Source organism: Enterococcus mundtii (assembly GCF_013394305.1).
In the GTDB taxonomy this organism is placed as follows: Bacteria; Bacillota; Bacilli; order Lactobacillales; family Enterococcaceae; genus Enterococcus_B; species Enterococcus_B pernyi.
On sequence record NZ_AP019810.1, the window covers coordinates 782,705 to 809,534 of the forward strand.

Consider the following 26,830-nt stretch of genomic DNA (forward strand, 5'->3'; position numbering starts at 1 on the left):
CTCTTTTTATATCATTTCTATTATTGTGCAGAGACAAATTTTGCTGCTTGTTGTCCTGCTTGACGTCCAAAAATAATGATTTCCGCTACAGAGTTTCCGCCGATGCGGTTTTCACCGTGTAAGCCACCAGTGACTTCACCTGCTGCGTAAAGTCCAGTGATCGGTTGTCCGTCTTTATCCACAACTTCTGTGTTCGTATTGATTTTGATTCCACCCATCGTATAGTGGATACCAGGTGCGATTTTGATCGCATAGTAGTTTGGTTTAGACAGATCATGCTCCATGGCTGTCGTACGACCAAATGCTGTATCGTCTTGATTGGCAACTTCTTCGTTCCAAGTTGTTACTGTTTGTGCTAATGTTTCTGCTGGTAAGTTGATTTTCTCTGCCAATTCTTCAATCGTCTCACCTGCAGTTACATAACCTTTTTCATCATAAAACTCAATGGCTGTTGCGCGATCGCGTACCCCTTGGTCAAAAATCAAATAAGCAGATTTTTCTGGCAATGCAGTGATTGCATCTGATACTTTGTCTCGTGTATTCATTTCGTTGACGAAACGCTCGCCATCTTGATCGACTAAGATCGCTCCTTCACCACGTACCACTTCTCCGATCAAGAATCCTTCATCTTGTTGAACCGTTGGATGGATCTGGATCTTATCCATATCGACCGTTTGACCGCCTAATTTTTCAATCATCTTGATACCATCGCCTGTTGATCCCACTTGATTCGTCGTTACATATCCTTCCAGATCTGGACGGTAAGTTTGGATGTATTGCTCACTCGCACCGAATCCACCAGTTGTAACAACTACAGCCTTACCAGTGATCTCTTTTGGTTCTTCCCCTTGGACTTGGACCGTTACTTGGTTAACTGTATCTCCCGTTTTTTGGATATCTGTCACTTCAGTATTTACAAAAATCGGGATTTGGCGTTCGTGGACATTTCGTAATAACCCATCGACTAAATAGCCACCAATAGCAGAACCATCAGAAGGGCGATGTGTTCGTCTTTCGCTCATTCCACCAGTGATCGTCAAGTTATCTAATTTAATGCCATTTTCATCTAACCACTCGATTGCAGCAGCCGAATGATCGACAAAATAGCGTAACATTTCTTTATCATTTGTGCCATTCGCACCTGCTAATGTTTCTTCATAAAAGGCGTCGTTCGAATCAGTGATACCTTCTTCTTCTTGGAATTTTGTTTCAGATGCGTTCATTCCACTTGAAGATTTTAATGTATTTCCACCAGCAACTGGCATTTTTTCAAAAATGACTGGATTCAAGCCTGCATCTTTTGCTTCGATTGCAGCTGCCATACCAGCTCCTCCTCCGCCGACGATGATCAAATCATATTCTTCTTTCATATCAGCTGGATTTGTGTAAGTTTGAGCAGACGCTCCGGATGATACTTCTGTTGATTCTTTTGTGGAAGAGCTACTGGATGCAGATTCTTTTTCATCAGGCGTACAGGCACCTAAGGCAAAAATTGCTGTAACTGTCAGTAACCCTTTAATTGTTTTCTTCATAGTTGTCCTCCTAAAATTTAACACTTACCCCATCATAAGTGATAGCATTCACAAATTCAACCAACAATTTACATTTTCCGTACTACTGGTATCTCACTCTTTTATAAATAACCATTAATATTCCAAATTTTTCAAGTTTTCGTTAGTAACTATCGAAAAACAGTCGAGTTTCTTGAATAAATAGTCAGGCAAAAAAAAATTTTTTTTTTGATCCAAACAGAAGATTTGGGCTTTTTTCATTAGACAAGTATAATCGATATGAAACACGAAGGAGTTCATTTATGAAATTTATCAAACATTTTTTTTCAAAAGGGAGTAAGTCTGCTGGGAAGGTCACTCATGCGATTTACATCATTTTACGTATCATTGTGGTGGTCATGCTCGTCGACCAATTGATTGACCGGAACATGGGGAATATCATGCTCTTATTATTAACTTTATTATTGTTTGAAATCCCCTATTTACTAGAAAAATTACTAAAGATCCAAATCCCTAACACACTGGAAATCATCATCTTATCCTTTATTTTCAGTGCCACTGTCTTGGGTGAATTAAGTGACTTTTATGGCTACTTTTCACTATGGGACACAGCGTTACACGCACTAAGCGGCTTCCTAGCAGGTGGTGTCGGTTTTTCTCTTGTCTATCTTTTGAACAAAAACACGAAAACAATGAATCTGACGCCATTACTAGTCGCTCTAGTCTCTTTCTGTTTTTCCATGACCGTAGGGGTTTTTTGGGAATTTATCGAATTCTCTGCGGATCAAGTCTTGCAGATGGACATGCAAAAAGATAACTATGTTGATCAGATCAACAGTGTCAAATTAAGTGAGGATGGCAACACCGTATATAAGATCAAAGATATCCAACAAACAACCGTCACATATAAAGATGAGCATGGCAAAACCAAAGAGTATGTCATGGCAGATGGGTACTTGGACATCGGGATCTTAGATACGATGAAAGATTTATTCGTCAATTTTATCGGAGCCCTTGTCTTCAGCGTTTTCGGCTATCTTTATACACGAAACGATTATCGGAAATTTACGTTCATCCGGAACTTCATCCCTAGAAAAAAAGGTGTGACCACACGGATGGATACTGCTGGAAACAAAAAAGAGTAGCTGGAGAAAAAGTAAAATTGATTTTAGTTTTGACCTCAAGCCCAAATAACCGGCTGAACCATAAGCGATAATAGTCAGAAAAAAGGTGAAATCCACAGAAATTCAAAGAGTAATTTTTGGGGATTACACCTTATTTCTCGTGACCAAACACTTCTGTCCCACCTTTTTTTGTTTTGTAGGATCAATAGCCATGATCTTTTGAAGTTCTGTTTTTTTGTCTGTTGTAAACCAGTCACAAAAACAATGATTGACATATTTATCTAATGAATGGCCTAAATCATTCGAACGATCAGGATAAATTGCTAGATTTGGCAGAAATACCTGCTTGGAATCCTAATAAGCTATTTTACGCTGGAAATGGACAAGTAATGAACGTGAGGTTCTTTTCCATGCGAAATTTTTGTAGTATTTTAGCAAAACACCTTGCATTTTTTGGTGATTCAACTATCTCGAGTATCTAATTGACTCTTATAACTAAATCATCTGGACGATTTGTTGTTTTTTTATTAACAGGATTATACACACAAACCTCTTTCTAAGTTGACCTATTATTTCTTGATATTTAAATAACGTTGGTATATGAACTAATAACTTTAATACCTTAGTGAAGGATTTTCCACTTAGCGATCAACCTAATAATTCTCTAACATTGAAGCAATTTGAAGCGTTAGGAAAAAAATGAAATTCCTTTTTGTTTCTATCCTTAAAATCGTGTATACGGTATTCGCAAGCCAACTCCGTCAAAAATAAGCCGTGAAACCCAAAAATTTGAAGAACAATTTTCGGGTTTCACGGCTTATTTCTCGGAGCTGAATACTTCTGTCATCACCTATTTTTTAGGTGCCTTTTTTAATTTTCGATGATAAAATATCTATCACCATTTCATAATCGGGATTTTCGCTACCATCAAATTTCTCAGGGATGAACGTGAAACCTAAACTTTGATAAAGTTTGATTGCTGGATGACTCCATGTCTGTGTGTGTAAATAAATTGGACTTTGTGTCGTTATTTGCTGAAAACAACGGAGCACTTCGATCGTCAAACTTCTGGCAATCCCTTTTCCTTGATGTTCTGGCTTGACCGCTAACCAATGAAAAAGCGGATATTCTTTCTCACGAAGCTTCCACCAAGCAGTGCATGTGGCAATGCGTTCACCTTGTTCGTTGACCACAAAATACATGCGCTTTGCCAGTTCTTCTGGATAAGGGGCAAAAGCTTGGTCAAAGTAAACCAGTGCTTCCTCCACAGAGTCAAATTCACCGACTGCTGTTTCAATGATTGCCCAATCCTGCTCTGCGCCTGGTTGATACTTTTCAAAGCGATACTGCTGATTCAAGGGATAAGAAGGCAATTCTTCATTGAGTGGGCGTGTCATCCAAATCTCTGCATAGGGCAATTGCTTATCTAACATCACGCCACCTACTTTCCTTTAGCTTCTTTTTTCACCAATGATCCGTACTTCTGTTTCTAATGCGACATCAAACTTCTCTTTGATCACCTCTTGGATATGGGCAATCAACTCTGTATAATCAGTTGCTGTTGCATGGTCGATATTGACGATAAAGCCGGCATGTTTTTCCGAAATCTGTGCGCCGCCCCATTTCAAACCTTGTAAGCCTGCTTCTTGGATCAGTTGTCCTGTGAAGTGTCCTTCAGGTCGTTTGAAGACACTACCGCATGAAGGGTATTCCAATGGTTGTTTTGCTTCACGCAATTCCGTCAATTCGTCCATCCGACCTTTGATCATCTCATGATCACCAGGTGTTAATTGGAAACGAGCTTCTAAGACGATGGCCTCCATCTTCTGTAATTCACTGTGGCGATAAGAAAAGGCCATTTCTTCATTTGACAGAGTTTGGATCGTCCCATCACTTAATAATAAATCGACTTCTGCAAACACGTCTTTGATCTCCCCACCGTAAGCTCCTGCATTCATGTAGACTGCACCGCCGATACTTCCAGGAATCCCACAGGCAAATTCGAATCCTGTCAAAGATTCTGCTAAGGCTGCATACGTCGTATCGATCAGTTTCGCACCTGCTTCTGCAATCACCATCGTGCCTTCAACGCTGATTTGGTTCATCTCTGTCAACATGATGACCACGCCGCGTATCCCACCATCTTGGACGATCAAGTTACTTGCATTTCCTAATACCAACCATGGCACTTGGTTTTCTCGACAATAGTCAACTACCTGTTTGACTTCTGATTTGGTTTTGGGAAAAGCTAAAACATCTACCGGTCCACCGGTTTTGGTAAATGTATAATGACTTAACGGTTCATCAAGCAACAGATTCAACTCTGGATTTTTTTTAACGATATCTTCTTTATTCACTGAGGACTTTCCTTTCTTTTCAAACGTCCCCATCATTCTATCACGCTTAAAACAATCTTGCCAGTTTTGCTCAAAGCTGATGACGATAAAGATTATTCAACATCTCCTCACAAAGTGCATGGCTCTCATAAATGTTGGTTTGTTTTAACTTTTCATTATTTGGCGTCGGTTGTTGGATTTCTTCAAAAAATCGTTCAACCATTGGCACAAAACCACGTTTGCTCAGCGTGGTTTCCCAATCACCAAATTTCTTTATTTCCACCGTATCTGGTTTACGGATGACTAATTCTGTCAGATCACTCAATTCATAGGTTCCTTGTTTGCTCGTTACTTGATAGGTTTCAGTATTTGCACCACTTCCAAGATCCATCGTCACAATTGCCATTTGGTTCGCAGTTTCAAGTTGCAACATCGCTACTTCCATAGATCCTTCCTTTTCTCGGATATGAGAAGTTGTTTTGATCACTGGTTCGTCTAATAAATAAACAGCCGTGTCCACCAGATGCAAGAACAGATCGTAAATGACAAAAGCAGTTGCTTCTTTTGCCGCAATGCGATTTTTTTGTAACTGGATCAACCGTTTTTCTGGAATCGCTTTTAATTCTTCGACCATTGGGGCGAATCGTCGGTTGAAGCCCACCATTAAAATCACTTGATGTTGTTCTGCCAATTCTTGTAACTCTTGGATTTCTTTTAGGTCGACACTTAAAGGCTTGTCGATATAAACATGGATATTATGTTCCAAACATTTTTTAGCTAATTGAAAATGAACGCTTGTTGCCGCATGGATCATACATGCTTCGATCTCCTCTTCAATTAAGTCATCCAAAGACTCATACAAATGAGCAAATCCATAGGTTTTCTTCAGACGATCTTTCGTTACCTGATTACGTGTCGCAAAATAAAAATCAACCATTCCTTGTTTCCCTGCATATGTGGGTAAATATGCTTTTTCGGCAATGTTACCTACTCCTACTACGCCAATTTTCATGGTTTCCCTCCTGCTATCTGTTATTACTCTTATCTTACACTATTTTTAATAAAAATGAGGTACAATATAATCGCACAGACTTGATAGAAAAAGGAGCGTGTTTTTTTGAAACTGATTTCGTGGAATGTCAATGGTTTAAGAGCCATCGTCAACAAAAATTTTCTAGAAACATTTAAGGAATTTGATGCAGATTTCTTCTGTCTTCAAGAAACAAAGCTACAAGAAGGTCAAATCGACTTGGATTTACCAGGTTACCATCAATATTGGAATTATGCAGTCAAAAAAGGCTATTCAGGTACAGCGATCTTCGCCAAAGAACCTGCATTGAACGTTTCTTATGGAATGGGCATTGATGTCCATGATCAAGAAGGCCGATTGATCACGTTAGAATATCCTGAATTTTACTTAGTCACTTGCTATACACCAAATTCACAAAATGAATTGAAACGTCTCGATTACCGTTTAGAATGGGAATCTGCTTTTTATGATTATTTAGAAGAGTTGAAAAAACAAAAACCGGTAATTGTTTGTGGGGATCTAAATGTTGCCCATGAGAACATCGATTTGAAAAATTGGAAAACGAATCAAAAAAGTGCCGGTTTCTCTATCGAAGAACGAAACGCATTGTCTCATTTACTTGATAATGGTTTTGTAGATACTTTCCGTTACTTCTATCCAGAGTTAGAAGGTGTCTATTCTTGGTGGAGTTATCGTTTCAATGCTCGAAAAAACAATGCAGGTTGGCGTATCGATTATTTCTTGACGAGTGAAGATTTGACACCTCGTTTGGTTGATGCAAAAATCCATACATCGATTCTAGGTAGTGACCACTGCCCTGTCGAATTAATTATCGAATAGTTAGGATAGCAACGGAAGAAATTGGGTTGTCCCGATTTTCTTCCTTTGATCCTTCACTGGCACCATATTTACTTGATACATAGTCTGAAAAAGCTATTTCTTTTCATACAAATCTATGTTATGGTTTATTTTTTAAAGGAGGCTTATTTGAAAATGAATTTTATCGCGATGGACTTTGAAACTGCGAACCACCAATCTCATAGTGCGTGTTCCTTAGCCCTTGTCAAAGTGGAGAACAGTCAGATTGTCGATGAATTTTATACCTTGATCCAACCGGAAACGCCATTTTTCTGGCGGAACATCCAGATCCATGGTATCCGACCCGAAGATGTCCAACAGGCACCTAAATTTCCAGATGTTTGGCAGAAAATCGAAAAGTATTTCCAAAAAAACCGATTAGTCGTTGCGCATAACGCCGCATTTGATACAAAAGTATTAGCTGGTTGTTTAGATTATTATCAGTTGCCTCAACCGAACTATCTCTCATTGTGTACCGTCAAAACAAGTCGCCGCTTGTTTCCAGAAATGCCAAATCATCGCTTGAATACAGTTTGTGAAAATTTGGATATCACGTTGAAAAATCACCATGATGCGTTAGAAGATAGTCGAGCATGTGCGGAAATCTTGTTATATCAGGAAAAATATTTTGGGACAGACCCATTGAAAAAATTAGTCACAGTGAAATAGTTCAACTAGCTAAAATAAGCTAATTCTTGCATTTCTATTGGTTGATTCCCTCGTACGAAAGAATCAAAGATGATGATAAATAAAGAACCTGAAAAGTGGACAACTATTTTTCAGGTTCTTTGTTTTTGAAATCAGTTTATTTTATGCTCGATCGTTCGTTTCATCTTGATTATCGCCAATGATTGACCTTGTCTTCTCGAAGAGTCAACACTTTGGGTTTCCTCTTGAAACCCCATTTTTTGATAAAGATTTATGGCTCGTTGATTGCCCGCCAATACGTCAAGAACCAACGTACTAAATCGCGCATTTTCTGTAGCCCAAATGATTGCCTCCTCTAAAAGAATCTTACCTAACCCCATTCCCCAATATTCTTTCAAGATACTGATCCCTATTTCGCCATGACGGGGCAAGTCAGGTTTGGGAGCAACAGAAACAACACCTACCACCTGTTTTTTGACACAGGCTAAAAATAATAAATGTTCTGCACTTTCTTTTATTCGAGACAATTCAGTTGCAAGTACCTCTTTACTTTTATTGAGTGAACGCTCCTCAACAACAAAATAATCCGTTTCTTGTCTCGCTTGGCGTAGCATCACTAACAATCCTTCAGCATCTGATTTCTCCGCTTCTTTTAACGTCAGTTCAACATCATTAGCCATGAGAATTCGCCCATGCTTCATAGATACGTTTTTCAAACTCTTGACTATTCGGTCCGTATGATTGGAATTTCACATATCTTTTTTCTAATTCTGTATCACTTTTCTCAATAATCAGTTCCAAATAATCTTCAGGTAAAGCATCTTCTAATAGATTTCCCCACTCAATGACTGAAAGTCCATCACCTTCAAAATATTCATCTAATCCCAAATCAGCACCGCTAGCAGCGACACGATAGATATCCATATGGTACAAAGGCATTTTTCCTTGTGTATATTCCCGAATGATCGTATAGGTCGGACTCTTGATCATTTGAACGATGCCTAATCCTTTTGCAATTCCTTTTGTCAAAGTCGTTTTACCAGCACCTAGATCGCCAGTTAACACTAGATTATCTCCCGGATGAGCGACTTTTCCAATGATTTCTGCTAATTGGTCTGTCATCGCCACACTTGTTAATTCAATCATCATCATTTCTCCTCATTCTTTTTTGTCAGTATAACGTGTAATCCAACAAAAAAAAAGAAAAGAGTCAGGAATCCTCAGCTCCCTAGCCCTTTTCTTTTTAGATCTACTGTTCGATTAATCTAATAATGTTTGTGCACCTGTAATGATTGCTAATTTGTAGACATCTTCTTCATTAGCACCACGAGAAAGGTCACTTACTGGTTTGTTCAATCCTTGTAAGATTGGTCCGATTGCTTCAAAGTTACCAAAACGTTGAGCGATCTTGTAGCCAATGTTTCCTGATTGTAATTCAGGGAAGACAAAGACTGTTGCTTGACCTGCCACTTTAGAATCAGGGGCTTTTAATTGAGCGACTGCTGGAACGTAAGAAGCATCAAATTGTAATTCGCCATCGATCGTATATTGAGGCGCTAATTCTTTCGCGATTCTTGTTGCTTCAACCACTTTATCTACTTCAGGAGCTGCTGCAGAACCTTTTGTTGAAAAGCTCATCAATGCGATTTTTGGATCGATATCGAATAGTTCAGCTGTTTTTGCTGATTCCACAGCAATTTCAGCTAATTCTTGTGCGTTTGGATTCACGTTGATCGCACAGTCAGAAAAGACATACTTTTCTTGATCTCTACCGCGAACCATGATCATAGCACCACTTGTACGACTTACACCTGGTTTTGTTTTGATGATTTGTAGTGCTGGACGTACTGTATCTCCGGTTGAATGGATCGCTCCAGAAACCATACCATCAGCAATGCCCATATATGTAAGCATTGTTCCAAAGTAATTGACATCTTTTAAGATTTTTTCTGCTTGTTCTTTTGTTGCTTTTCCATTACGGCGTTCAACAAAAGCTTCGACCATTTCATCCCATTTTTCATAATCATTTGGATTGATGATCGTGAAGTTAGATGTTTGGATACCACGTGCATTTGCTGCTGCTTCAATTTCTTCTTTGCTGCCGATCAAAATCGGTTCAACTAATTCTTCTGCTTTTAAACGTGCTGCTGCTCCTAAAATTCTTGCATCCGTTGCTTCTGGAAACACGATTTTGATGCCGCGACGTACAATTTTAAATCTTAAACTATCAAACAATTCCACAAGATGACCCCCAGTTATTTTTATTAACTACCATGATACACTATTATCAAAAAAAAGAACAGTTTTAAATTTCTGTATCAGTCAAATAATGGATAATAATTAAGTTTTTCACATAATCCGGAAAAACTGCACTACAACAGGAAAGCGCTGTATCATTACACTGTTTTAGGCAGTTGCCAATCAATCGGTGTTTCACCCAGAGCAAGCAACGCATCATTCGTTTTTGAAAATGGTTTTGAACCAAAAAAGCCACGATGCGCCGATAATGGGCTTGGATGTGGGGCTGTTATTATAATGTGTCGACTTTTATCGATCATTTTCATTTTTTCTTGTGCAGGTTTCCCCCAAAGAATAAATACGATCGGTTTGTCTCGTTCATTCAGCTTTTCAATGATCGCATCCGTCAATTGTTCCCAGCCTTTTCCGCGATGAGAATAAGCTTGCCCTTCTCTGACAGTTAGTACAGTATTCAACAGCAGCACACCTTGTTTGGCCCAAGTCACTAAATTCCCATGAGAAACTGGTTCGATCCCTAAGTCATTCTTCAATTCCTTGTAGATATTGACCAGAGACGGTGGTGTTTTTACTCCTGGTTGTACGGAAAAAGAAAGACCATGCGCTTGATTTACTCCATGATAAGGGTCTTGTCCTAGAATCACGACTTTGACTTCTTCATAGGGAGTCAGCTCTAACGCTTCATAAACATGATACATATCCGGATGGATTTTTTGAGTTGCGTACTCATTTTTTAAAAATATTCTCAACTGCTGATAGTAATCTTTTTCAAATTCATCAGCTAATACTTCTTGCCAACTATTGTGGATGATTTTCTTCAAATTTCCCACCTCCTATTTTCCAGAATAACTCACAAATTATTTGTTAACAAGTCAAAATCTTCCATCTTATCTCGCATTAGTATGTTAAACTAGGAAGGAGAAAAGGAAAGGAACGGTAATCACATGATCAAATTAATTGCCTCTGATATGGACGGCACTTTACTCGATGCACATATGAGTATCTCAACAGAAAATACTGAAGCAATCCGCATGGCAAATGAGCTGGGTATTGAATTTATGGTCGCTACTGGACGTAACGCACAAGAAGCACGAGCAGCCTTAGATGAAGCAGGAATCGATTGTGCGATGATCACTTTGAATGGCGCGCAAGTTTTTGACAGATCCGGTAAGTCGCTTTTTACAGTACCAATTCCAAGTCCCCAAGCCATGACAGTTATGGATATTTTAGATGCAAATGGTATTTATTACGAGGTAGCGACAAACCAAGGATTGTATTCGGAAAGCCAACCAAAAAGAATCGAAAGCTTTGCTTCTTCCATTGCGACCCATATGCCCCATTTGACTTACAAAATGGCGATCGCCATGGCTTCAGCTAATCTTGAACTCTTACACATCACTTATGTTGACAGCATTCGCGAATTACTACTTGATGATAAACTTGAAGTCCTAAAAATCATCTGTTTCCATACTGAAGGTCCACGTATTTTAGGCCCTGTAGGGAAAGAAATCAGTAATTTAGGCGAACTGGCAGTGACCTCTTCTGGTCAAAATAATCTTGAAGTCAACCATAAAAATGCTCAAAAAGGAATCGCAGTTGCTCATGTCGCTCATGAACGAGGGATCACTTTAGATGAAGTCATGACGATCGGTGATAATTTCAATGATGTCAGCATGTTGCAAACCGCCGGCGTTAGTTTCGCTATGGGAAATGCAGAGATCGAAGTCAAAGATTACGCTAAATACTTAACAGACACGAACCTTGAATCGGGTGTTGGCAAAGCCATCTTACGCGCAATCAACGAAAATCTATAGTTGTTTGAAGAAAGAGGGGAACAAATATGTCAGAATTTTTCATTCAGGAAAAACAGCTGAGTCGTGCGACCCGGACAATCGTCAAAGACGAAAAAGGCAAATCACTTTTTTTGATGGTCGGCCGCTGGGGAACGAAAGGAGATGCTTTATCTCTTTATGCCATGAATGGAGATCTAGTCGCTCATATCAAACAAATCAGTCTGACATTTGGGACACGCTTTGAACTTTATAAAGATTTCGAAAAAGTCGGTACGATGCAAAAGATTTTCAATTGGCCAGGAGATTTTTATTATATTCGCCGATTACATTGGACTGTTCAAGGAGATATCTATAATCATCGTTATCAGATCCAGCATTTCAATGAACCAATCATGGAAATGGACAAAGCAACCCTCTTTACCGGTGATTATTATGTCCTTGATATCCCTTGTGAAGAAAATGCGCCTATCTGTATCTGTATCGCTGCTGTCCTTGATTACTGGCTCTATCGAAAAAACAAAGACAAAGAAACACCTCTTTCTTATCGCTTTGATGTCAACTAAAAATAAGGTTGTGACAGAAATGTCCAGCTCCGAGAAATAAGCCAGAAAACTCCGAAAATTGTCTTTCAAATTTTCGGAGTTTTCTGGCTTATTTTTAAAGGAGTTACTTCTGGAACACCGTTTATTCAGGTTTAAAGGGATCAGACAATCGATGTCACAGCTTCGTTTTTTCTTTTACACCTGTTTTCTTCTATAGAAAAGAAGTGTCACTACATAGACAAGCACTGCACCTACCATGATCCACAAATTATTTCTTTCCCCATTTGTTTGAGGGAAAAGCTGTTGATTTTGTGATTGTACATTCTTAGTCGAAGGATCATCATTATTGGTATTTGATTCAACAGCTAGCGCTACTTTATTTTCACGTCTATCGTTCATTTGCATCGTACCTGATCCATCGCTTTCAACTGTTCCTTCTCCACTGATAACAGGCTCGTCAGACTCGTTTGTTGATGAAACACTACTAGCACTACTTGTTGTGGTACTTGTATCTGATTGCTTTCCATTTTTACCTGGATAGGTACTGCTTTCACTCGTACTTGGCTCTGTACTACTTTCACTCGTACTTGGCTCTGTACTGCTTTCACTCGTACTTGGCTCTGTACTGCTTTCACTTGTGCTTGGTTCTGTACTGCTTTCGCTCGTACTTGGTTCTGTACTGCTTTCACTCGTACTTGGTTCTGTACTGCTTTCACTCGTACTTGGTTCTGTACTGCTTTCACTCGTACTTGGTTCTGTACTGCTACTTGTTGTATCTGTCGTGTCATCATGCGTATTTGGTACAGCAAAAATTTCATTTGGGTCCCAACGATTTGTTGTAGCATTCAAGATCACATTTTTCCCTATGATCGTTCCATCTTGACTTTGATTGACTGTAATATCCGCACAAGGTGCAATAATCGTTCCTTGGAAAGGCGCATTGATTTCTAATTTTTCTGTTAGATTACCAAAATTCCAAGAAATATTGGCATCAGAAAAATCTTCTGTTTGATGATTGGAACGTTTATTATATTGGATCTGGGATTGTACCGAAAAATTAGTCGGTGCATCGACAACATTGATTATAAGCACTTTCCCCTCAGGATTGTTGATTCGTAAGGGGGTATTCTTTGCCAGAACAGAAGCAGCAACATTGATGACATAGGGCTGGTCCCCAACCAGATCTGTACAGTCAATCACACGATTATTCATATCAGGGAAATCATCTGGCGTATATGTTTTTAATGGATCTAATGACATCAACATATTTGATGTCAGCATTAAATTTTCAAACTCTTTGTTGAAATCAATATATTGAGCATCTTCTCGATCTTGATAGAACTCATCCACTGATAAATGATCCAATCTTGTTCCATTGACAATTATTTTATCGTTTTCCGTCGTGATCACATTGTTTGGTCCCACAATAAATTTATTCGATCGTTTAACAGAAGCCGCAGTTTCTGCTGAGCTAATGATTGTCTCAACGGATTGTGCATAATTGATCTCTTTATTTAAATCCCCTGTACTGATCGATGTACCGAAGTTATTCGTTGCTGATAAAACACTCGTTGCTACATTCCCCTCTGTATGCGCATTGATGGTCGTTTTTTCTTTTGCGAACACATGGAACTGAGAAGCAATCCCTAATACCCCATAATCACCAGTCAAATCATCATAAACACTTCCTGGATCTTGTGGAAGAAATGTCTCAGCAATTACTTGGATTGGAAAAAATAAATGGAGAAGCAAAACAGACATTAGGGAAAGATTCACAACTTTATTTTTGAACATTTTTTCATCTCTTTTCATCAATATATGAAATTTCATAACATAAAAACATTCGTAATTATATTCCTAAAAATCGATAAAATACATATTTTTCTGAAATTATATAGAAAAATTACATTAATTTCATACATTCTTCATTTAACATAACGTATAGTATTTATATTCTTTCACAATTATTTTTGAATTATGTGATATTCCTCACTTTTTTATTAATAAAAAAAGACACACCTTTTCAGGTATGCCTGCATTTTGTTAATCTGGTAAGCTTGATTGAGCAATAAAAACTCACTAGACGATTTTCTTTTGCATATGATCATACAGATGTCCACTAATCGTTCGTTCCCCGATTACTTTGAACCCATGGCGCTCGTACAATTTTCTAGCTTGCGGGTTTTGCTTATCGCAACTTAGTCCAATGACATCGCGGTTTTGTTTTTTGACGATTGGTGGCAATGCTTCTAACAAAGAGGAACCGATTCCTTGTCCTCTAAATTCTTCTGAAACACAGATAGAATCTAAATACCATTCATCAGGGAATGTTTCTCTATCCGTAAACATTTTTACTTGCTCATAAATGCCATGCTTTTGTAAGATTTTTTCTAACGGCTGGTCGATGATTGGTTCTTCTTCGTCTGTATAACCGTAAACGATTCCTGCTACCTTGCCTTCTCGCTCATCAACGATCCCTCTTGTATAGCTGTAACGATAGTCTGGGTCTGTAATGGCTTCTTCCAAGACTTCTAATGTTTTTTCTTCACCGTACTTTAAAAGAAACGGTAAGTCCATATCTTTCAATATAACTAAAATAAGCGGAGCGATAGCTGCCGCATCTTCTTTTTTTGCATTACGAATCATTTCTGACACTCCTTTTTTTCATTTTACCATAATGAAATCTCAGAGCAAAACAGCTAATTCAAATAATCTTCAATTTTTTGTGTCACGAAATAACCATTCGAAACGATTGTTTTTGCTTCAAAACGACAGTAGGGGCAAACAATCGGCATCTCTTTTTTTACGTGTTCGACGATATGATTTACTTCTTCATAAGTGAATTTTTTTCCACAGTTTGGACAAACCATTTTTTGCATGATTCCCTCAATCCCTTCTTTGTTTTACACTTTTAGATTACTCTTATCTATAAAAAAAGAGAAGTGAAACCACTTCTCTTTCAAGCACTGATCAATACATCTTCTAAATGATTCGTTCCATCGACGGCTACAGAATAATACAATTGACCACTTTTTGTCGTGATTTCCCAACTTTTTGCTTTCCCGTGATGTTTTCCGACTTTATGGACTGCTTCTTTCATTGCTGCCTGTGGATGTTTCACTTGATGGATCGTTTTCAAGTGAAAGAATTGCCCTGGTTCGTTTCGGCTTTCATCAACAACCATCGTCTTTCCTGAGATTGGATTCACTGTGATCACTCGATTGGGAGTATAAAAAATATATTCATACATCTTTTTATTACTTTGTTCTTCGTCTAATTGGTTGAACTGGATACGACTGACTTTCTCTTCATGGTACTCATCTCGCAAAATAGACACTGCCTTTTGCAATGAGATTTGATATTCTTGGTCACTGATGTCATCAAAAGAAAAGTTTGCATCCAATAGTCCTAACGAAGCCGCTAAGCTAACAATGATAGCAATCGATGCTGCAATGATTATTTTTTTCATTCCACTCTCTCCCCGTTTTTTTTTAGAATAACAAGAAATAGGAAAGAAAAAAATCGAATGAACGGAAGAAAAAGTGACAAATTTGTTACCTTTATTCGTGTAACTCCAACGGCAATCCGTCCGGATCAAAAAAGAAAGTCATTTTTTCGCCTGTAAAGGTATCGATACGGACTGGTTCAGTTTCAATCCCCAATCCTTGTAGTTCCGCGACTGTTTCTTCGATATGTTCCACTTTGAATGCTAAGTGCCTCAAACCACAAGCTTCTGGATAGCTCGGTCTTTTAGGTGCGTCTTTGATGCCAAAAATCTCAAGCTCCATATCTCCTAGTTTTAAATCTAGCTTATAATCGCCACGGTCTTCTCGATAATTTTCACGAATAACTTCAAAACCTAGCAAATCAACATAAAAAGCACGTGACTTTTGGTAATCCGACACAATGATCGCAACATGGTGAACGGTTGTTAAATTCATTCTCACACTTCCAATCTTTTTGTTTCCTTTATCTTATCAATACTTTTAGACATAGCATAGATTTTTCTCCCGCTGCACAAAAAAAGAGAGACCACATCAAATGGCCTCCTACTTTTCATCGTTTGAAAGTAAATGTTTCTCAGAAAACAATCAAATCGAATAATAACATATATTTTTTTAAAATGAAAGACTAGAAATAAATTTTAAAAGGAATACAATAATTTGTGTCTCTAAAATAAACAGACACTATATATTGTGTTTCAAGGAGTTTTTTATTATGAGTAATTATTTCAGATTTTTGATTCATCAATTGAAAGGTTGGCCTCAACAAAATTATTATCTATTCTATTTTAGCCTAGGTTGCCAAGTCATGACACTTGTGAATCAGCCAATCACTTGGTTATCGATCATTACCTTTATCGGGACAAATCTAGGGGTGTTATGTATTTTATCAATCAATGCCGCTAAATCAGTCAACGGTATTCTAGGAATTCTCTCTGCTATTTGTTTTATCGTCGTTGGCTTTTCTGCCAAAAACTATTTAAGTATCGGCGAACAAATTGCTTACATGGTCACATTGGATATCCCAGTTTTATTAAGTAAAGAATGGAATCATAATATGGCTTCTAAAATTCGAGAATTTAGTGGAAAAAGTTGGTTGATTGCATTAACCGGGACTGTTTTCGTTTACTTGATTTCAGGTTATTTGATTGGTACGTATACAGACGACCCTCGTCCTTGGATCGATGCCATTGCTTTTTCGATCAGTCTTTCTGCCGGCATCATTAGCTTCCTTCGCTACAACAATCAGTATTATTGGTGGCTTGCTTCTGGTCTTGCACAAATGGTCTTATGGTATGTTTCCTATACCCATGGGTCTGCTAGTTTAGCTATGTTTATCAATAGCTCTGTTTACTTGATCAATGACTTATTAGCCTTTACTGTCTCTCCTTGGTACAACAAAAAAGAAAGAGCGCGCATGCAGCGCATGGAAGCAGAATATTTTTCGCACCATGTTTCTTGATGGAAAACAATAAATAAACTTGTACTAGAAATTGGTTTGTTTTTCAAACCTCTTACTAAAGCGAGAAAGTCACCCAAAATAGGATGGGACTTTTCTCGCTTATTTCTAGGTATCGTCATACCAAGATTCTCTCAGCGGTTCGAGTCAACTAAATCAAATCCTTGAGCAACATTCTAATGTCTTCATCCATCGTTTGTATCACTGATTCCAATTCTTGGAATTTTTTTAATGCAAGCTGTTGTTCTGAAGTAAATACATAGTCTGCTTGTTCATATTCTTGGATCAAAGAGGCGACTGATTGTTTTTTGATTTTCTTTGCAAGTTCTTGCCATTCAGTTTCTGTCACAGTTTTTGTTGTAGCTTGCTGTTTTTCTTCGCGTTCTTTGCGTAAAATCTTTAGAAAACCATTTCTCATCACCCGAGGGATACTATCGAAAAAACCAGTTGTAAATCCATAACGCTGATATTGTTGCCAAACAAAATAATAAATTTGCGGTTGGATAAAACGCTGTTCTTTTGCTAATCGATCGACGTCTACAGCTTCATTCTTCGATCCTTCTCGCAGATTAGCGATAAACTCTGCAAAAAAAGCGACAGATGGTTGGCTTGTCTCAGCCATTGAAACAGATGACCAATCTTTTCGAAGAAATAGTTGATAATTAGTCAAGAACGCTTCAACATCTTTAGTCAAATCTTCTGAAAAATCCTCAAATAATGATTTTTTCTCAAGGATTTTTTTCGGCTTTTCTTTTGCCTGATAGCTCACTTGTTGGATGTACTTTTCCATTGCTTGATAGTCTGCCAGATAAATCGGTAACTGGGCATGACGAAATTCAGTGAGTCGTTTAGTCAGCTTTTTATCTGGTAAAATCGGTTGTTTCAGCCGGCGATTATGATACAACATTAGACAATATTCTTGCCAGAGTCGTTCAGGAAAGGCAATATTTTGTTGTTTCAGCCAGAGGATCTCATCCAGCGCTAGATCCACTTTAGTCATTCCCTGATTGATCGACGCTGCAACTGTTGGACTAACGTGCAAGTGTTCTGCAAAATGATTGATCCCTAGTTTTAATTCCTTACCTGTTTTAGGGGAACGAACGATGTATTGGACTTTCAGTTCACGGCCACATTCACAATAAAGTTTCTGTTGCCTACGTGATGTGCGATAAAATGGATTGATCTTAAAGTCAGAAAAAATCCAATCCGTTGCTGCTAAATAGTTTTCTTCCAAAAACCGTGAGTGGATCAAGTAACGACGATGTTGATCCATGACAATTCGTTGTTGTTTCGTCAATCGTTCATAGATTTCCCATCGTTGGCTACTTGTATATTGTTTGGAGATTTTTATTGGGTAGTGTTGCTTGATTTCTTTTGGGAACCATTCATCAAAAATTGCTTGCCAACTTTCATTCATACCTTTCACCTGCCTTTCTAAATTAAGAGAGTAAAAATAAATACGTTCAAAGAGCAACAAAAAAGCCGAAAATAATGTGAGCTATTTTCGGCTTTTCGCTTTTTTCATACGTGAAGCTGAGGTTGTGACAGGAGTGTCTTGCACTTGCTGCGCTTCAGCTAACTATCAGTGAGTTGTTCCTGCGTTACCTGAAATATCTTCTTTGTTGTTGACTGCTGCTTCTACCGCATAAGTCAATGAAGCCGCAATATCATCAAGTGACATTGCCGGTGTCCCTACAGGGCGATCGATGACTTGATCTGGTGAGAATGGTACATGGATAAAGCCTCCACGAATCGTTGGGAACTCTGTTTCGATCAAGTGTAACAATCGATACATGATGTCGTTGCAAACAAACGTACCAGCTGTATAAGAAATATAGGCTGGTAAACCATGTTCATGGACATTTTTTGTCATTGCTTTGATTGGTAATGAAGTAAAGTAAGCAGCTGGGCCGTCTGCTTCTAACGGCGTATCAAATGGCTGGTTACCTTCATTATCTGCAATACGTGCTTCAGCTAGATTGATTGCTACGCGTTCAAAAGAAATCGCTGAACGTCCACCCGCTTGACCAACACAAATCACGATTTCAGGTTGATGTTCTTGGATTGCTTCTTTTACGACTTGACCACTTTTACCAAAAACAGTGGGAACTTCTAATTTGATGATTTCTGCACCGGCAATCTCAGACGGCATTTTTTTGACTGCTTCATAGGCAGGATTTACTTTATCTCCACCAAATGGATCAAAACCAGTTACGAGTACTTTCATTTTTCATTCCTCCATTATTCTATAAAATGATGCGCTCAATTCATCCTTCAAAGATTTAACTAAACATTAAAATTTGATTGTTTCTCACTCGTGTATTTAGTACTTTCAGTAAGTCATTCCTATTAGAAGGACTCAGTGTCTATCTATTTTAACAAAAAACAGTCAATAATGAAATGCTTAGCTGTTCAGAAAAAGAATCAATCTTCTCCATATTTTATGGAAATCATTGATTCTTTTTCGCTCAAGATACTATTTAAATAAAATCATATAGATGATTTGGAAAACCAGCATGAATACAGCAACAAATAGTTGATTCTTGATCACGCCGTATTTATCTTTCATTTCTAACATCGCCACTGGTACTACGTTAAAGTTAGCAGCCATCGGTGTCAACAACGTTCCACAGAAACCGCATGTCAACGCGACCATACCGATCAATGCTGGATTAGCCCCTTGACTAAAGACAAAAGGTGCACCGATTCCGACTGTCATGACGGTGATTGCCGCAAAAGCATTCCCCATGATCACTGTAAATAGAACCATTCCTAGCGCATAGATGATGATACCAATATTGACATTTCCTTCTGGAACGATCGTACCGACTGCACTAGAAATCACGGTACCAACACCTGCACTCGTGAAGACCGCACCCAATGAAGCTAAGAGCATCGGTAACATACTTAAAGGACCGACTGTACCTAACATGTCTGAAGCATCATCCAAGAAAGTCGTTGGTCGATTATCTCTTGAAAAGAACATCAAGATCAACATCGCTACAAATACCCCAACACCTACACCGACTAAAGCACCTAAATCAGTGAATAGTGCGAATAAAATGGCAAAGATCCCAATACTCAATGCCGGAATAAAGATTTTCATCCCTAATTTATCTGACATTTTTTCCATGTATTCTTTTGATGGCAAACGACTTGCACCTTTACTCACTCTTTTGGTGATTGCTGGGATCGTCATCGCGAAAATCAAGATTCCGTTATAAGTTGGAGATATCCAACGTCCAGCAGCAATCACGACTCCTAAAACTGTCCAGAAAAAGGCAGAACCAAATCGATGAGGATTACTTTTATCAAAGGCATTACGAAGGCCCGTATAGATCAAGACTAGTCCCATCAAGATATATAAGATTTCCAATAATTTTTCACTTAACAATATTTCAGAATTTGTAAAAAAGTTCAAAAAATCCATCTTATTTCTCCTTTCCTGAATAGTATTTCTTCGCTAATTTCTTTTCTTTTAGATAAAAATAGACACTCGCCACGACTAGAGCTGTGATTGCGACTGGTATTTGCACCAGTGCCAACTGTCCAAGAGTTACCTCGTAGCCTAAGTCTTTTAATGTGGATTGTACTAACAAAGCACCGGCCCCACCGATAAATAATACTTGACCAAAGAACCAACAAATATTTTCCATCGCTGAAGACATTCCTTTTAATTCCTCTTCATGTTCGGGATTGACGGTTAATCCTTTTGATTCAACGGTACCTAACGCCATTGGCATGATGATTGGACGTACAAAGCCGGCCACCCCACCAAAACTGACATTGAAAGCTGCAAAGATCATGCGGAAAACACCATAAATATCGATGATCATTCCAGCGGATACCTTCTTGAAACGTTTGATCAACGTTGCAGCAGACTCCTTCAGACCATTGCGTTCTAACGTACCAGTTGCTAACATAATAATAATAAAAATTGCCATTCCTCGGTTATTTACAAAACTTGTACCTAAAGTTTCCAGCATACCTTCAAGTCCTAATCCACCAGTAAATGCGGTCACGACTAACGCAACCATAACGATCAAGATCGAATCTAACTTGAAAGCAAAACCAAGAATAACAATCAGTACGCCTAACAGGCTAAGATAATTTTCCATCTGTTTTCCTCCTAAAAATTACATGATATTTTTTCATTATAAAATAAAATTGATTGAAAATATAGAGAATTCTTACAAAAAAAATAATATATTTTAAAAATTCTGTCAATTCCATAACAACAAATGACTTGAAGTCTTATTTATACTGCCGATTTTCTTGAACTACATAACATTTCTTTACATCTAACTAAGGGATCAAAACTGTAATGTTTGAAACAACTCATAAAAACAAATGAGACGTTTCTGAGACATTAGTCCTCTCTCCCTTAAAACCGAATAAACGACAAGAACAGAAGTAACCTCTTCGAAAAAACAAGACGCCATCCACAAGAATTTGAAGAACAATTTTTGTGGATGGTGCCTTATTTCTTGAGGCTGAATATTTCTGTCCAGACCTCGCCTCATTTGTTTCTTAATGAATAAAAGAAAAAATCAAATAAATGATCCATAGATGTAACGGATAAAACAAGTAAAAAAAGTATTTGTCGAATGCGCGTCCGGCTCCACCTAGTTTTCCATTATAAAGAATGATAAATGGGATGACGGTGACCATCATAAATTCATTATCAAACGTTAAAAATTGATACAATGATTGATAATCAGGCATTTGTGTGTAGGATAAAATTGCTAGACAAAATAAAATCAGCGTATACACAAAAATACCTAGAACCAATTTCCCTCGTTCTTTTTTCTCGCGGAAGAAATACATCAGCAACAACATTGGAACTAAATACAGACCACCTTCTGAAAAAGCAATCGTGATCATGACCAATAAAAGTGCTACTGCTACGAGCATTCCTTTTCTCCAAAGTGTTTTTCCTTTTATTATAGAAAGAAGCCACATCAAGCAAAACAGCAAAAATAATGTCAAAAAGATATTATGTGGACCTAAAAATAAATAATAGTTTGGCTGATGATTATATTCACTGATGTAATTTCCTGTTAATAAATGATAGATGATATTTCCAATCGCTACTACGAATGCAGCTATTCCTAATCGTTTCGCATACTGATATTTACTATGCGTATACTTGAAACCTTCAACTAATAAAAATACAAATAATGGCGCAACAAAACGTCCCAACCACGAGACCCAAATTGGTAACCCTAATTGCATCCCGAAATAACTGTTGATATGATCAACGACCATAAAAACAATTGCTATTCATTTCAATTGATAGCTCGTCAACCCTTTCACTCTCATATATTCCCTCCATTTTTTTATGCCTCAAGGAATAAGTATAGGCAATCACTACCTATTTCGACCATCTTTCTCTCAACTTTTTCTCTTACAAAATTGTTTGTTTGGATCATCATTAAAACAAAATCTGCCTCAATGTGTCAAAATGTGACAACGTAACCATTCCTCTTCACTGAAATGAAACGAACAATCGCGGAAAAACGTTGTGAGAAAGTCACGTATCGTTTTTACTAAACAATCAGTGAATAGGCAGCATGAAAAAACACCTAAGAAATGACCTGAATCGGGTCGATCTCTTAGATGCTTTTTGAGTGATACAAAAGAATGGGTTTCAACTTTTGTGCGTTTTATAAATGCAATACTCCAGTTGCAAATAATGCCAATGCCACTACTCCAAAAATCGATACTAACGAAAGCAATAAATAATCAAGTTTTGTCTGTGGAACAGCTTGCTGTTTTTCTTTTCTTGCTTTGAGATAAAATAAGATACCTGGTAAAAATAATACAAGAACGAGCATCACTTCATTGAAAGCGACAAATAGCATTGCCCAAATTTGAAAAGCACTTGCTAATGAGCCAACCAAGAACTGGACCCATTCTTTTCTTTGATAAGATAGTTTCATTTGATACAATCCTAAGAATAACCACGTAAAGAAGATCGCTGCTGTTCCGAGGGTATAAGCAAAGTTATAGGCACTATCTGTAAACAGTAGCGAAAGCAAAAAGACATTTGTACATAAAGTCGTTAATACGATCGCATATGTGGGTGCGCCCTTTTTATTGACTTTTCCCCAACGCGCTGGCAATAAGCCGTCATCCGCCATATTGCGCATCGTTTCAATGGGTAAAATCGTCCAAGATAACCATACACCGACCAAGGAAATGATCAGTCCACCATTGATCACGACAGCTCCCCATTTACCAACCATCATCTCAAACACATAGCCCATTGCTGGTTGCGTTTGGATTGTTTGGAGTTCTTCCATCGTCATTGTACCGTAAGGCAACATCGAAACTAAAACATAGATCACGATCAATCCAAAAATTCCTAAAATCGTGGCTTTTCCGACATCTGATTTTTTCTTTGCTCGTGAACCAACCACAGATGCACCTTCAATTCCAACAAATACCCAAAGCATCACCATGATACAACTTAGTATTTGACTTGAGAAAGGAATCGGCTGTCCATTGGCATTCAAGATGATATCACTTGAAAAATTATTGATGAATTGTTGCAATGAGAACGTGCTGATAGCAACAATGATAAATAAAAATAGCGGAACTAATTTACAAATTGTCACGATTGCATTGACGTAACTGGCATTTTCGACTCCTCGATTGACGAGCCAAGCATATCCCCACAAAAATATAGTACTGACGATGACCGAGGCGACATTTTGCCCCCCATCGAATACTGGAAAGAAATAGCCCAACGCACTCATCAATAGCGTAGCAAATGCCACGTTTCCTAACCAGCAGGTCAGCCAATAGCCCCACCCACTGATGAATCCCGAAAATCGACCAAAGCCAGCTTCGGCATAGCTAAAAATACCACCTTCTAATTCTGGACGTTTCTTATTGATATTATTGATTGACAAAGAGAGCATCATCATGGACGTCCCAACTAATACCCAGCTGAACAATGCTGGGCCACCAGCCGATCCTGAGATGTCGGTCATAATACCGAAAACGCCACCTCCAATCGCTGACCCAATCACTAAGGCCGCTAGTGGGATCAATCCAATACCTTTTTTCTGTTGCTCTGTGTCCATGTACGCATCCTCCAAAATAAACCGCTTTTATGCAAAGTATAGCAAAACTTCGTTTCATTTATTTTTTTCTAAAAAATTCTAATTGAAATTTAATTGTAACTATTTTTTTCTAATTATACAAGGAAAGCGACCGCTTCTCTTCCTCTTCTTATCTACCCAAAAAACAAAAAAATGCTATACTGGATAAGAATGATTGGAGGACGATATCATGAATATCTTATATATCTCAATTTCTGGTAACACCCGAGGATTCGTCAAAAAATTAGCAGCATTTGCTGTGGAACAACATGAAAAAGATGCTTCACTTCCCTTAGTCCACCTGAAAGAGATCCATGAAAATAGCGACTTTGAAAAAGAAACTAAACCTTTCTTTGTGTTTGTGCCAACCTATCTAGAAGGAGGCAATGGCATTGACAGTGGTGACCAAGAGATTTTGACAGAAACCATGCGAGAATACTTGGAATATCAAGAAAATCATGCGCTTTGTCTTGGTGTTGTCGGTAGCGGAAATAAAAATTTTAACTATCAATATTGTTTGACAGCGAAACAATATGCTGAACAATTCGGCTTTCCTATGATAGAAGATTATGAATTACGTGGTACACCAATAGATGTTGAAAGAATCTACCATGCCTTAGTTCAACGATATAGAGCTTAATAAAAAGCGCAAAATCCTTTGATTTTGCGCTTTTTATTATTTTACACTTTCCACATCCATCACGGGTGTTTTTGCTGTTACTTCACCTGTATGTGTTAAAACAAACGTTAGGACATGTTCCATATTTGTCAGGAGAACCATCATAGCGGTTTCTTTTCCTGCCTCTTTGATCGCAGCTAGATCCACGTCCGCTATCATCGTATCTTTTGTGACAGCTTGTCCTTCACTCACTTTTATATCAAATGGCGTCCCACCTAGTTCCACAGTATTGACTCCCATGTGGATTAATAGCTCTAACCCATCAGCTGTTGTTAATCCGATGGCATGTTTCGTTGGGAAAATAGAGCTGATGATCCCAGAAGTTGGCGCATAGATATGACCATTCGTTGGTTCAACAAAATACCCTTCTCCCATCATCTTTTGAGCAAATACAGGATCACTCGCTTGTTCGATTGATTGCACTGTACCATCTGCTACTGCACATAATTGAACGGCTTGTGTTTGATTTGTTGAGTCAGTACTTGATGCTGTATAAACAGGTGCTTCTTCTGCTAATTCTTCTTTCGCTAATTGTTCTTTAGGAATCCCGAAAAAGAAAGTAGCTAAGAATCCGCCCGCATAAGCAGCTAATAATCCAAGGACGTAGCCAAACCATTTGCCATCTGAAATCAAAGGAATCAACGCTGCGCCAGAAGGTCCAATAGCAATGGCACCAATATTCCCGATCAAGCCAATCACCGCACCACCGATACCGCCTCCAATACAAGCAGTAATGAATGGACGACCTAAAGGCAATGTTACCCCATAGATCAATGGTTCACCAATCCCTAAAATCCCTACAGGTAACGCACCTTTGATCATTTCAGTCAATTCTTTGTCTTTCTTACAACGTACCCATAAAGCAAGCGCAGCACCAACTTGTCCAGCTCCTGCCATTGCTAAAATAGGCAATAATAATGTACGTCCTGTTTCATCGATCATTTGCACATGGATCGGAGTCAATATTTGATGCAAACCAAACATGACCATCGGTAAGAATAATGTACCTAATACAAATCCTGAGAAGGCACCACCCACACTAAGTACCCAATTGATCCCTCCTACCATACCATCTGAGATAAAACCAGCTAATGGCATGATCAAGAAAATCTCGATCAGCCCGATGACAATCAATGAAAGTGTTGGTGTCACAATGATGTCTACTGCATCAGGAACGATTTTGTGTAATTTCTTTTCAACGATCGAAAGCAACCAGACCGCAAAGATCACTCCGATGATCCCACCTTGTCCGGCAGCAAGTGGGGTTCCAGTAAACAGGTTCGTCAAAGGAGCTTCTGGATTCATCCCTGTCAACATGACAACCGCACCGATTACTCCACCAAGTGTTGGCGTTGCGCCAAATACTTGAGCGGCATTGATCCCAGTATAGATGACAAGATAACTAAACATCCCATTTTTAAGAATGTTCATGATGTCAATGTACTGTTGCCATGATGCGCCATCGATGGTTCCGGCTGTCACAAGGTTTGTCAATACTGCGGCAATCCCTGCAACGATCCCTGTACCAACAAAAGCTGGAATCATTGGGACAAATATATTCGAGATATCTTTTAAAATAGATTTGATTTTTGACGGTTTTTGTTTTGATTTTTGTACGTTCTTCATCTCTTGGGCACGTTCGTTGACCTTGTCTTTCCCTGATAAACCAGTTGTAACATTAGGGTTTCCAGGAATTTTTTCACCTAGTTTGACTCCTGCTTGGTCAACCATTTCTTGTGCGACTTTGTTTACTTTCCCTGGTCCGATGATGACTTGTAACTGTTCGTCCTCAACTACCCCTAACACGCCCGGTATCGCTTTCAATTTCGCTACGTCGACCAACGATTCATCAATGACCTTCATCCGAACCCGTGTCATGCAATGGACAACGCTGTCTACGTTGCCCATGCCACCAGCCCCAGCATAAATTTGTTTTGCCAGTTCTGTCAAAGTCAATTCATTTTTTGCCATTTCCTTTTCCC

27 protein-coding genes are annotated in these 26,830 nt (G+C 38.4%); 7 read left to right on the forward strand and 20 right to left on the reverse strand.

Annotated elements, in window-relative coordinates; translation table 11 throughout:
• Positions 1–20: 20 nt before the first annotated feature.
• On the reverse strand, positions 21–1,532 hold the full coding sequence (locus tag HZ311_RS03725; RefSeq protein WP_137072690.1) for a flavocytochrome c: 1,512 nt from the start codon (positions 1,530–1,532) through the stop codon (positions 21–23).
• Positions 1,533–1,813: 281 nt separating this feature from the next.
• On the opposite strand from HZ311_RS03725, the gene HZ311_RS03730 reads away from it, so the two are divergent.
• Positions 1,814–2,656, forward strand: a complete 843-nt coding sequence (locus HZ311_RS03730) for a hypothetical protein (protein WP_023520102.1) — start codon at positions 1,814–1,816, stop codon at positions 2,654–2,656.
• A gap of 836 nt (positions 2,657–3,492) precedes the next feature.
• On the opposite strand, the gene HZ311_RS03735 is transcribed toward HZ311_RS03730, so the two are convergent.
• The 3 genes from HZ311_RS03735 to HZ311_RS03745 all read right to left on the reverse strand — a co-directional run bounded on the left by HZ311_RS03735 (position 3,493) and on the right by HZ311_RS03745 (position 5,983).
• On the reverse strand, positions 3,493–4,068 hold the full coding sequence (locus HZ311_RS03735; protein WP_137072692.1) for a GNAT family N-acetyltransferase: 576 nt from the start codon (positions 4,066–4,068) through the stop codon (positions 3,493–3,495).
• A gap of 18 nt (positions 4,069–4,086) precedes the next feature.
• Entirely contained in the window at positions 4,087–4,992 is a 906-nt protein-coding gene (gene murB / locus HZ311_RS03740; protein WP_041684266.1) for a UDP-N-acetylmuramate dehydrogenase, read from the reverse strand.
• A gap of 70 nt (positions 4,993–5,062) precedes the next feature.
• Positions 5,063–5,983: a Gfo/Idh/MocA family protein gene (locus HZ311_RS03745; protein ID WP_023520105.1), complete on the reverse strand. Its 921-nt coding sequence runs from the start codon at positions 5,981–5,983 to the stop codon at positions 5,063–5,065.
• 105 nt (positions 5,984–6,088) lie between these two features.
• Between HZ311_RS03745 and HZ311_RS03750 the strand changes: the two genes are divergently transcribed.
• Together HZ311_RS03750 and HZ311_RS03755 are read left to right on the forward strand one after the other, a co-directional pair.
• Complete coding sequence (locus tag HZ311_RS03750) at positions 6,089–6,841, forward strand: exodeoxyribonuclease III (protein WP_023520106.1); 753 nt, start codon at positions 6,089–6,091, stop codon at positions 6,839–6,841.
• Positions 6,842–6,994: 153 nt separating this feature from the next.
• Complete coding sequence (locus HZ311_RS03755) at positions 6,995–7,528, forward strand: 3'-5' exonuclease (protein WP_010734765.1); 534 nt, start codon at positions 6,995–6,997, stop codon at positions 7,526–7,528.
• Positions 7,529–7,659: 131 nt separating this feature from the next.
• Here the strand turns inward: HZ311_RS03755 and HZ311_RS03760 are convergent, their stop codons facing one another.
• From HZ311_RS03760 to HZ311_RS03775, 4 genes are all read right to left on the reverse strand, one after another.
• Positions 7,660–8,187, reverse strand: a complete 528-nt coding sequence (locus tag HZ311_RS03760) for a GNAT family N-acetyltransferase (protein ID WP_023520107.1) — start codon at positions 8,185–8,187, stop codon at positions 7,660–7,662.
• Positions 8,180–8,653 (reverse strand): tRNA (adenosine(37)-N6)-threonylcarbamoyltransferase complex ATPase subunit type 1 TsaE, encoded by a 474-nt coding sequence (gene tsaE / locus HZ311_RS03765; protein WP_023520108.1) that lies wholly within the window; start codon positions 8,651–8,653, stop codon positions 8,180–8,182. The genes HZ311_RS03760 and tsaE overlap by 8 nt, the downstream gene beginning before the upstream one ends.
• A 114-nt stretch (positions 8,654–8,767) precedes the next feature.
• Positions 8,768–9,748, reverse strand: coding sequence for a phosphate acetyltransferase (pta, locus tag HZ311_RS03770; protein WP_010734762.1), 981 nt, complete (start codon positions 9,746–9,748; stop codon positions 8,768–8,770).
• A gap of 155 nt (positions 9,749–9,903) precedes the next feature.
• Positions 9,904–10,584: a uracil-DNA glycosylase gene (locus HZ311_RS03775; RefSeq protein WP_023520109.1), complete on the reverse strand. Its 681-nt coding sequence runs from the start codon at positions 10,582–10,584 to the stop codon at positions 9,904–9,906.
• Between the two features lie 123 nt (positions 10,585–10,707).
• On the opposite strand from HZ311_RS03775, the gene HZ311_RS03780 reads away from it, so the two are divergent.
• Both HZ311_RS03780 and HZ311_RS03785 read left to right on the forward strand, forming a co-directional pair.
• Entirely contained in the window at positions 10,708–11,577 is an 870-nt protein-coding gene (locus HZ311_RS03780; RefSeq protein WP_023520110.1) for a Cof-type HAD-IIB family hydrolase, read from the forward strand.
• Positions 11,578–11,603: 26 nt separating this feature from the next.
• Positions 11,604–12,119 carry an LURP-one-related/scramblase family protein gene (locus HZ311_RS03785; protein ID WP_010734759.1) on the forward strand — a complete coding sequence of 172 codons (516 nt, stop codon included), beginning with the start codon at positions 11,604–11,606 and terminating at the stop codon, positions 12,117–12,119.
• Between the two features lie 174 nt (positions 12,120–12,293).
• Here the strand turns inward: HZ311_RS03785 and HZ311_RS03790 are convergent, their stop codons facing one another.
• The 5 genes from HZ311_RS03790 to gloA2 form a co-directional block, all read right to left on the reverse strand.
• Positions 12,294–13,892 carry a hypothetical protein gene (locus HZ311_RS03790; RefSeq protein ID WP_178946477.1) on the reverse strand — a complete coding sequence of 533 codons (1,599 nt, stop codon included), beginning with the start codon at positions 13,890–13,892 and terminating at the stop codon, positions 12,294–12,296.
• A gap of 285 nt (positions 13,893–14,177) precedes the next feature.
• Complete coding sequence (locus tag HZ311_RS03795; protein ID WP_023520112.1) at positions 14,178–14,744, reverse strand: GNAT family N-acetyltransferase; 567 nt, start codon at positions 14,742–14,744, stop codon at positions 14,178–14,180.
• A gap of 53 nt (positions 14,745–14,797) precedes the next feature.
• A complete protein-coding gene (locus tag HZ311_RS03800) occupies positions 14,798–14,977 on the reverse strand; it encodes a hypothetical protein (RefSeq protein ID WP_010734755.1) in 180 nt (59 codons plus the stop codon).
• Between the two features lie 80 nt (positions 14,978–15,057).
• Positions 15,058–15,567, reverse strand: a complete 510-nt coding sequence (locus tag HZ311_RS03805) for a hypothetical protein (protein ID WP_010734754.1) — start codon at positions 15,565–15,567, stop codon at positions 15,058–15,060.
• A gap of 91 nt (positions 15,568–15,658) precedes the next feature.
• Positions 15,659–16,039 (reverse strand): SMU1112c/YaeR family gloxylase I-like metalloprotein, encoded by a 381-nt coding sequence (gloA2, locus tag HZ311_RS03810; protein WP_010734753.1) that lies wholly within the window; start codon positions 16,037–16,039, stop codon positions 15,659–15,661.
• A gap of 277 nt (positions 16,040–16,316) precedes the next feature.
• Here gloA2 and pnuC point away from each other — a divergent pair, with 277 nt between their 5' ends.
• Complete coding sequence (gene pnuC, locus HZ311_RS03815) at positions 16,317–17,063, forward strand: nicotinamide riboside transporter PnuC (protein ID WP_010734751.1); 747 nt, start codon at positions 16,317–16,319, stop codon at positions 17,061–17,063.
• A gap of 148 nt (positions 17,064–17,211) precedes the next feature.
• Here pnuC and HZ311_RS03820 read toward each other — a convergent pair whose 3' ends face one another.
• The 6 genes from HZ311_RS03820 to HZ311_RS03845 all read right to left on the reverse strand — a co-directional run bounded on the left by HZ311_RS03820 (position 17,212) and on the right by HZ311_RS03845 (position 24,151).
• Positions 17,212–18,477 (reverse strand): hypothetical protein, encoded by a 1,266-nt coding sequence (locus HZ311_RS03820; RefSeq protein WP_023520113.1) that lies wholly within the window; start codon positions 18,475–18,477, stop codon positions 17,212–17,214.
• A gap of 165 nt (positions 18,478–18,642) precedes the next feature.
• Positions 18,643–19,287: a pyroglutamyl-peptidase I gene (pcp, locus tag HZ311_RS03825; RefSeq protein WP_010734749.1), complete on the reverse strand. Its 645-nt coding sequence runs from the start codon at positions 19,285–19,287 to the stop codon at positions 18,643–18,645.
• Positions 19,288–19,536: 249 nt separating this feature from the next.
• Entirely contained in the window at positions 19,537–20,481 is a 945-nt protein-coding gene (locus HZ311_RS03830) for a DUF979 domain-containing protein (protein ID WP_034691805.1), read from the reverse strand.
• Between the two features lie 10 nt (positions 20,482–20,491).
• Positions 20,492–21,178, reverse strand: coding sequence for a DUF969 domain-containing protein (locus HZ311_RS03835; protein ID WP_023520114.1), 687 nt, complete (start codon positions 21,176–21,178; stop codon positions 20,492–20,494).
• Between the two features lie 412 nt (positions 21,179–21,590).
• The gene (locus HZ311_RS03840; RefSeq protein ID WP_318841658.1) at positions 21,591–22,343 is read right to left on the reverse strand and encodes a TraX family protein; all 753 of its coding nucleotides are present in this window, start codon (positions 22,341–22,343) and stop codon (positions 21,591–21,593) included.
• Between the two features lie 383 nt (positions 22,344–22,726).
• Positions 22,727–24,151, reverse strand: a complete 1,425-nt coding sequence (locus HZ311_RS03845) for a basic amino acid/polyamine antiporter (RefSeq protein WP_023520116.1) — start codon at positions 24,149–24,151, stop codon at positions 22,727–22,729.
• 208 nt (positions 24,152–24,359) lie between these two features.
• Between HZ311_RS03845 and nrdI the strand changes: the two genes are divergently transcribed.
• On the forward strand, positions 24,360–24,809 hold the full coding sequence (gene nrdI / locus HZ311_RS03850) for a class Ib ribonucleoside-diphosphate reductase assembly flavoprotein NrdI (RefSeq protein ID WP_010734744.1): 450 nt from the start codon (positions 24,360–24,362) through the stop codon (positions 24,807–24,809).
• 36 nt (positions 24,810–24,845) lie between these two features.
• Here nrdI and HZ311_RS03855 read toward each other — a convergent pair whose 3' ends face one another.
• A complete protein-coding gene (locus tag HZ311_RS03855) occupies positions 24,846–26,819 on the reverse strand; it encodes a glucose PTS transporter subunit IIA (RefSeq protein ID WP_023520117.1) in 1,974 nt (657 codons plus the stop codon).
• Positions 26,820–26,830: the final 11 nt, after the last annotated feature.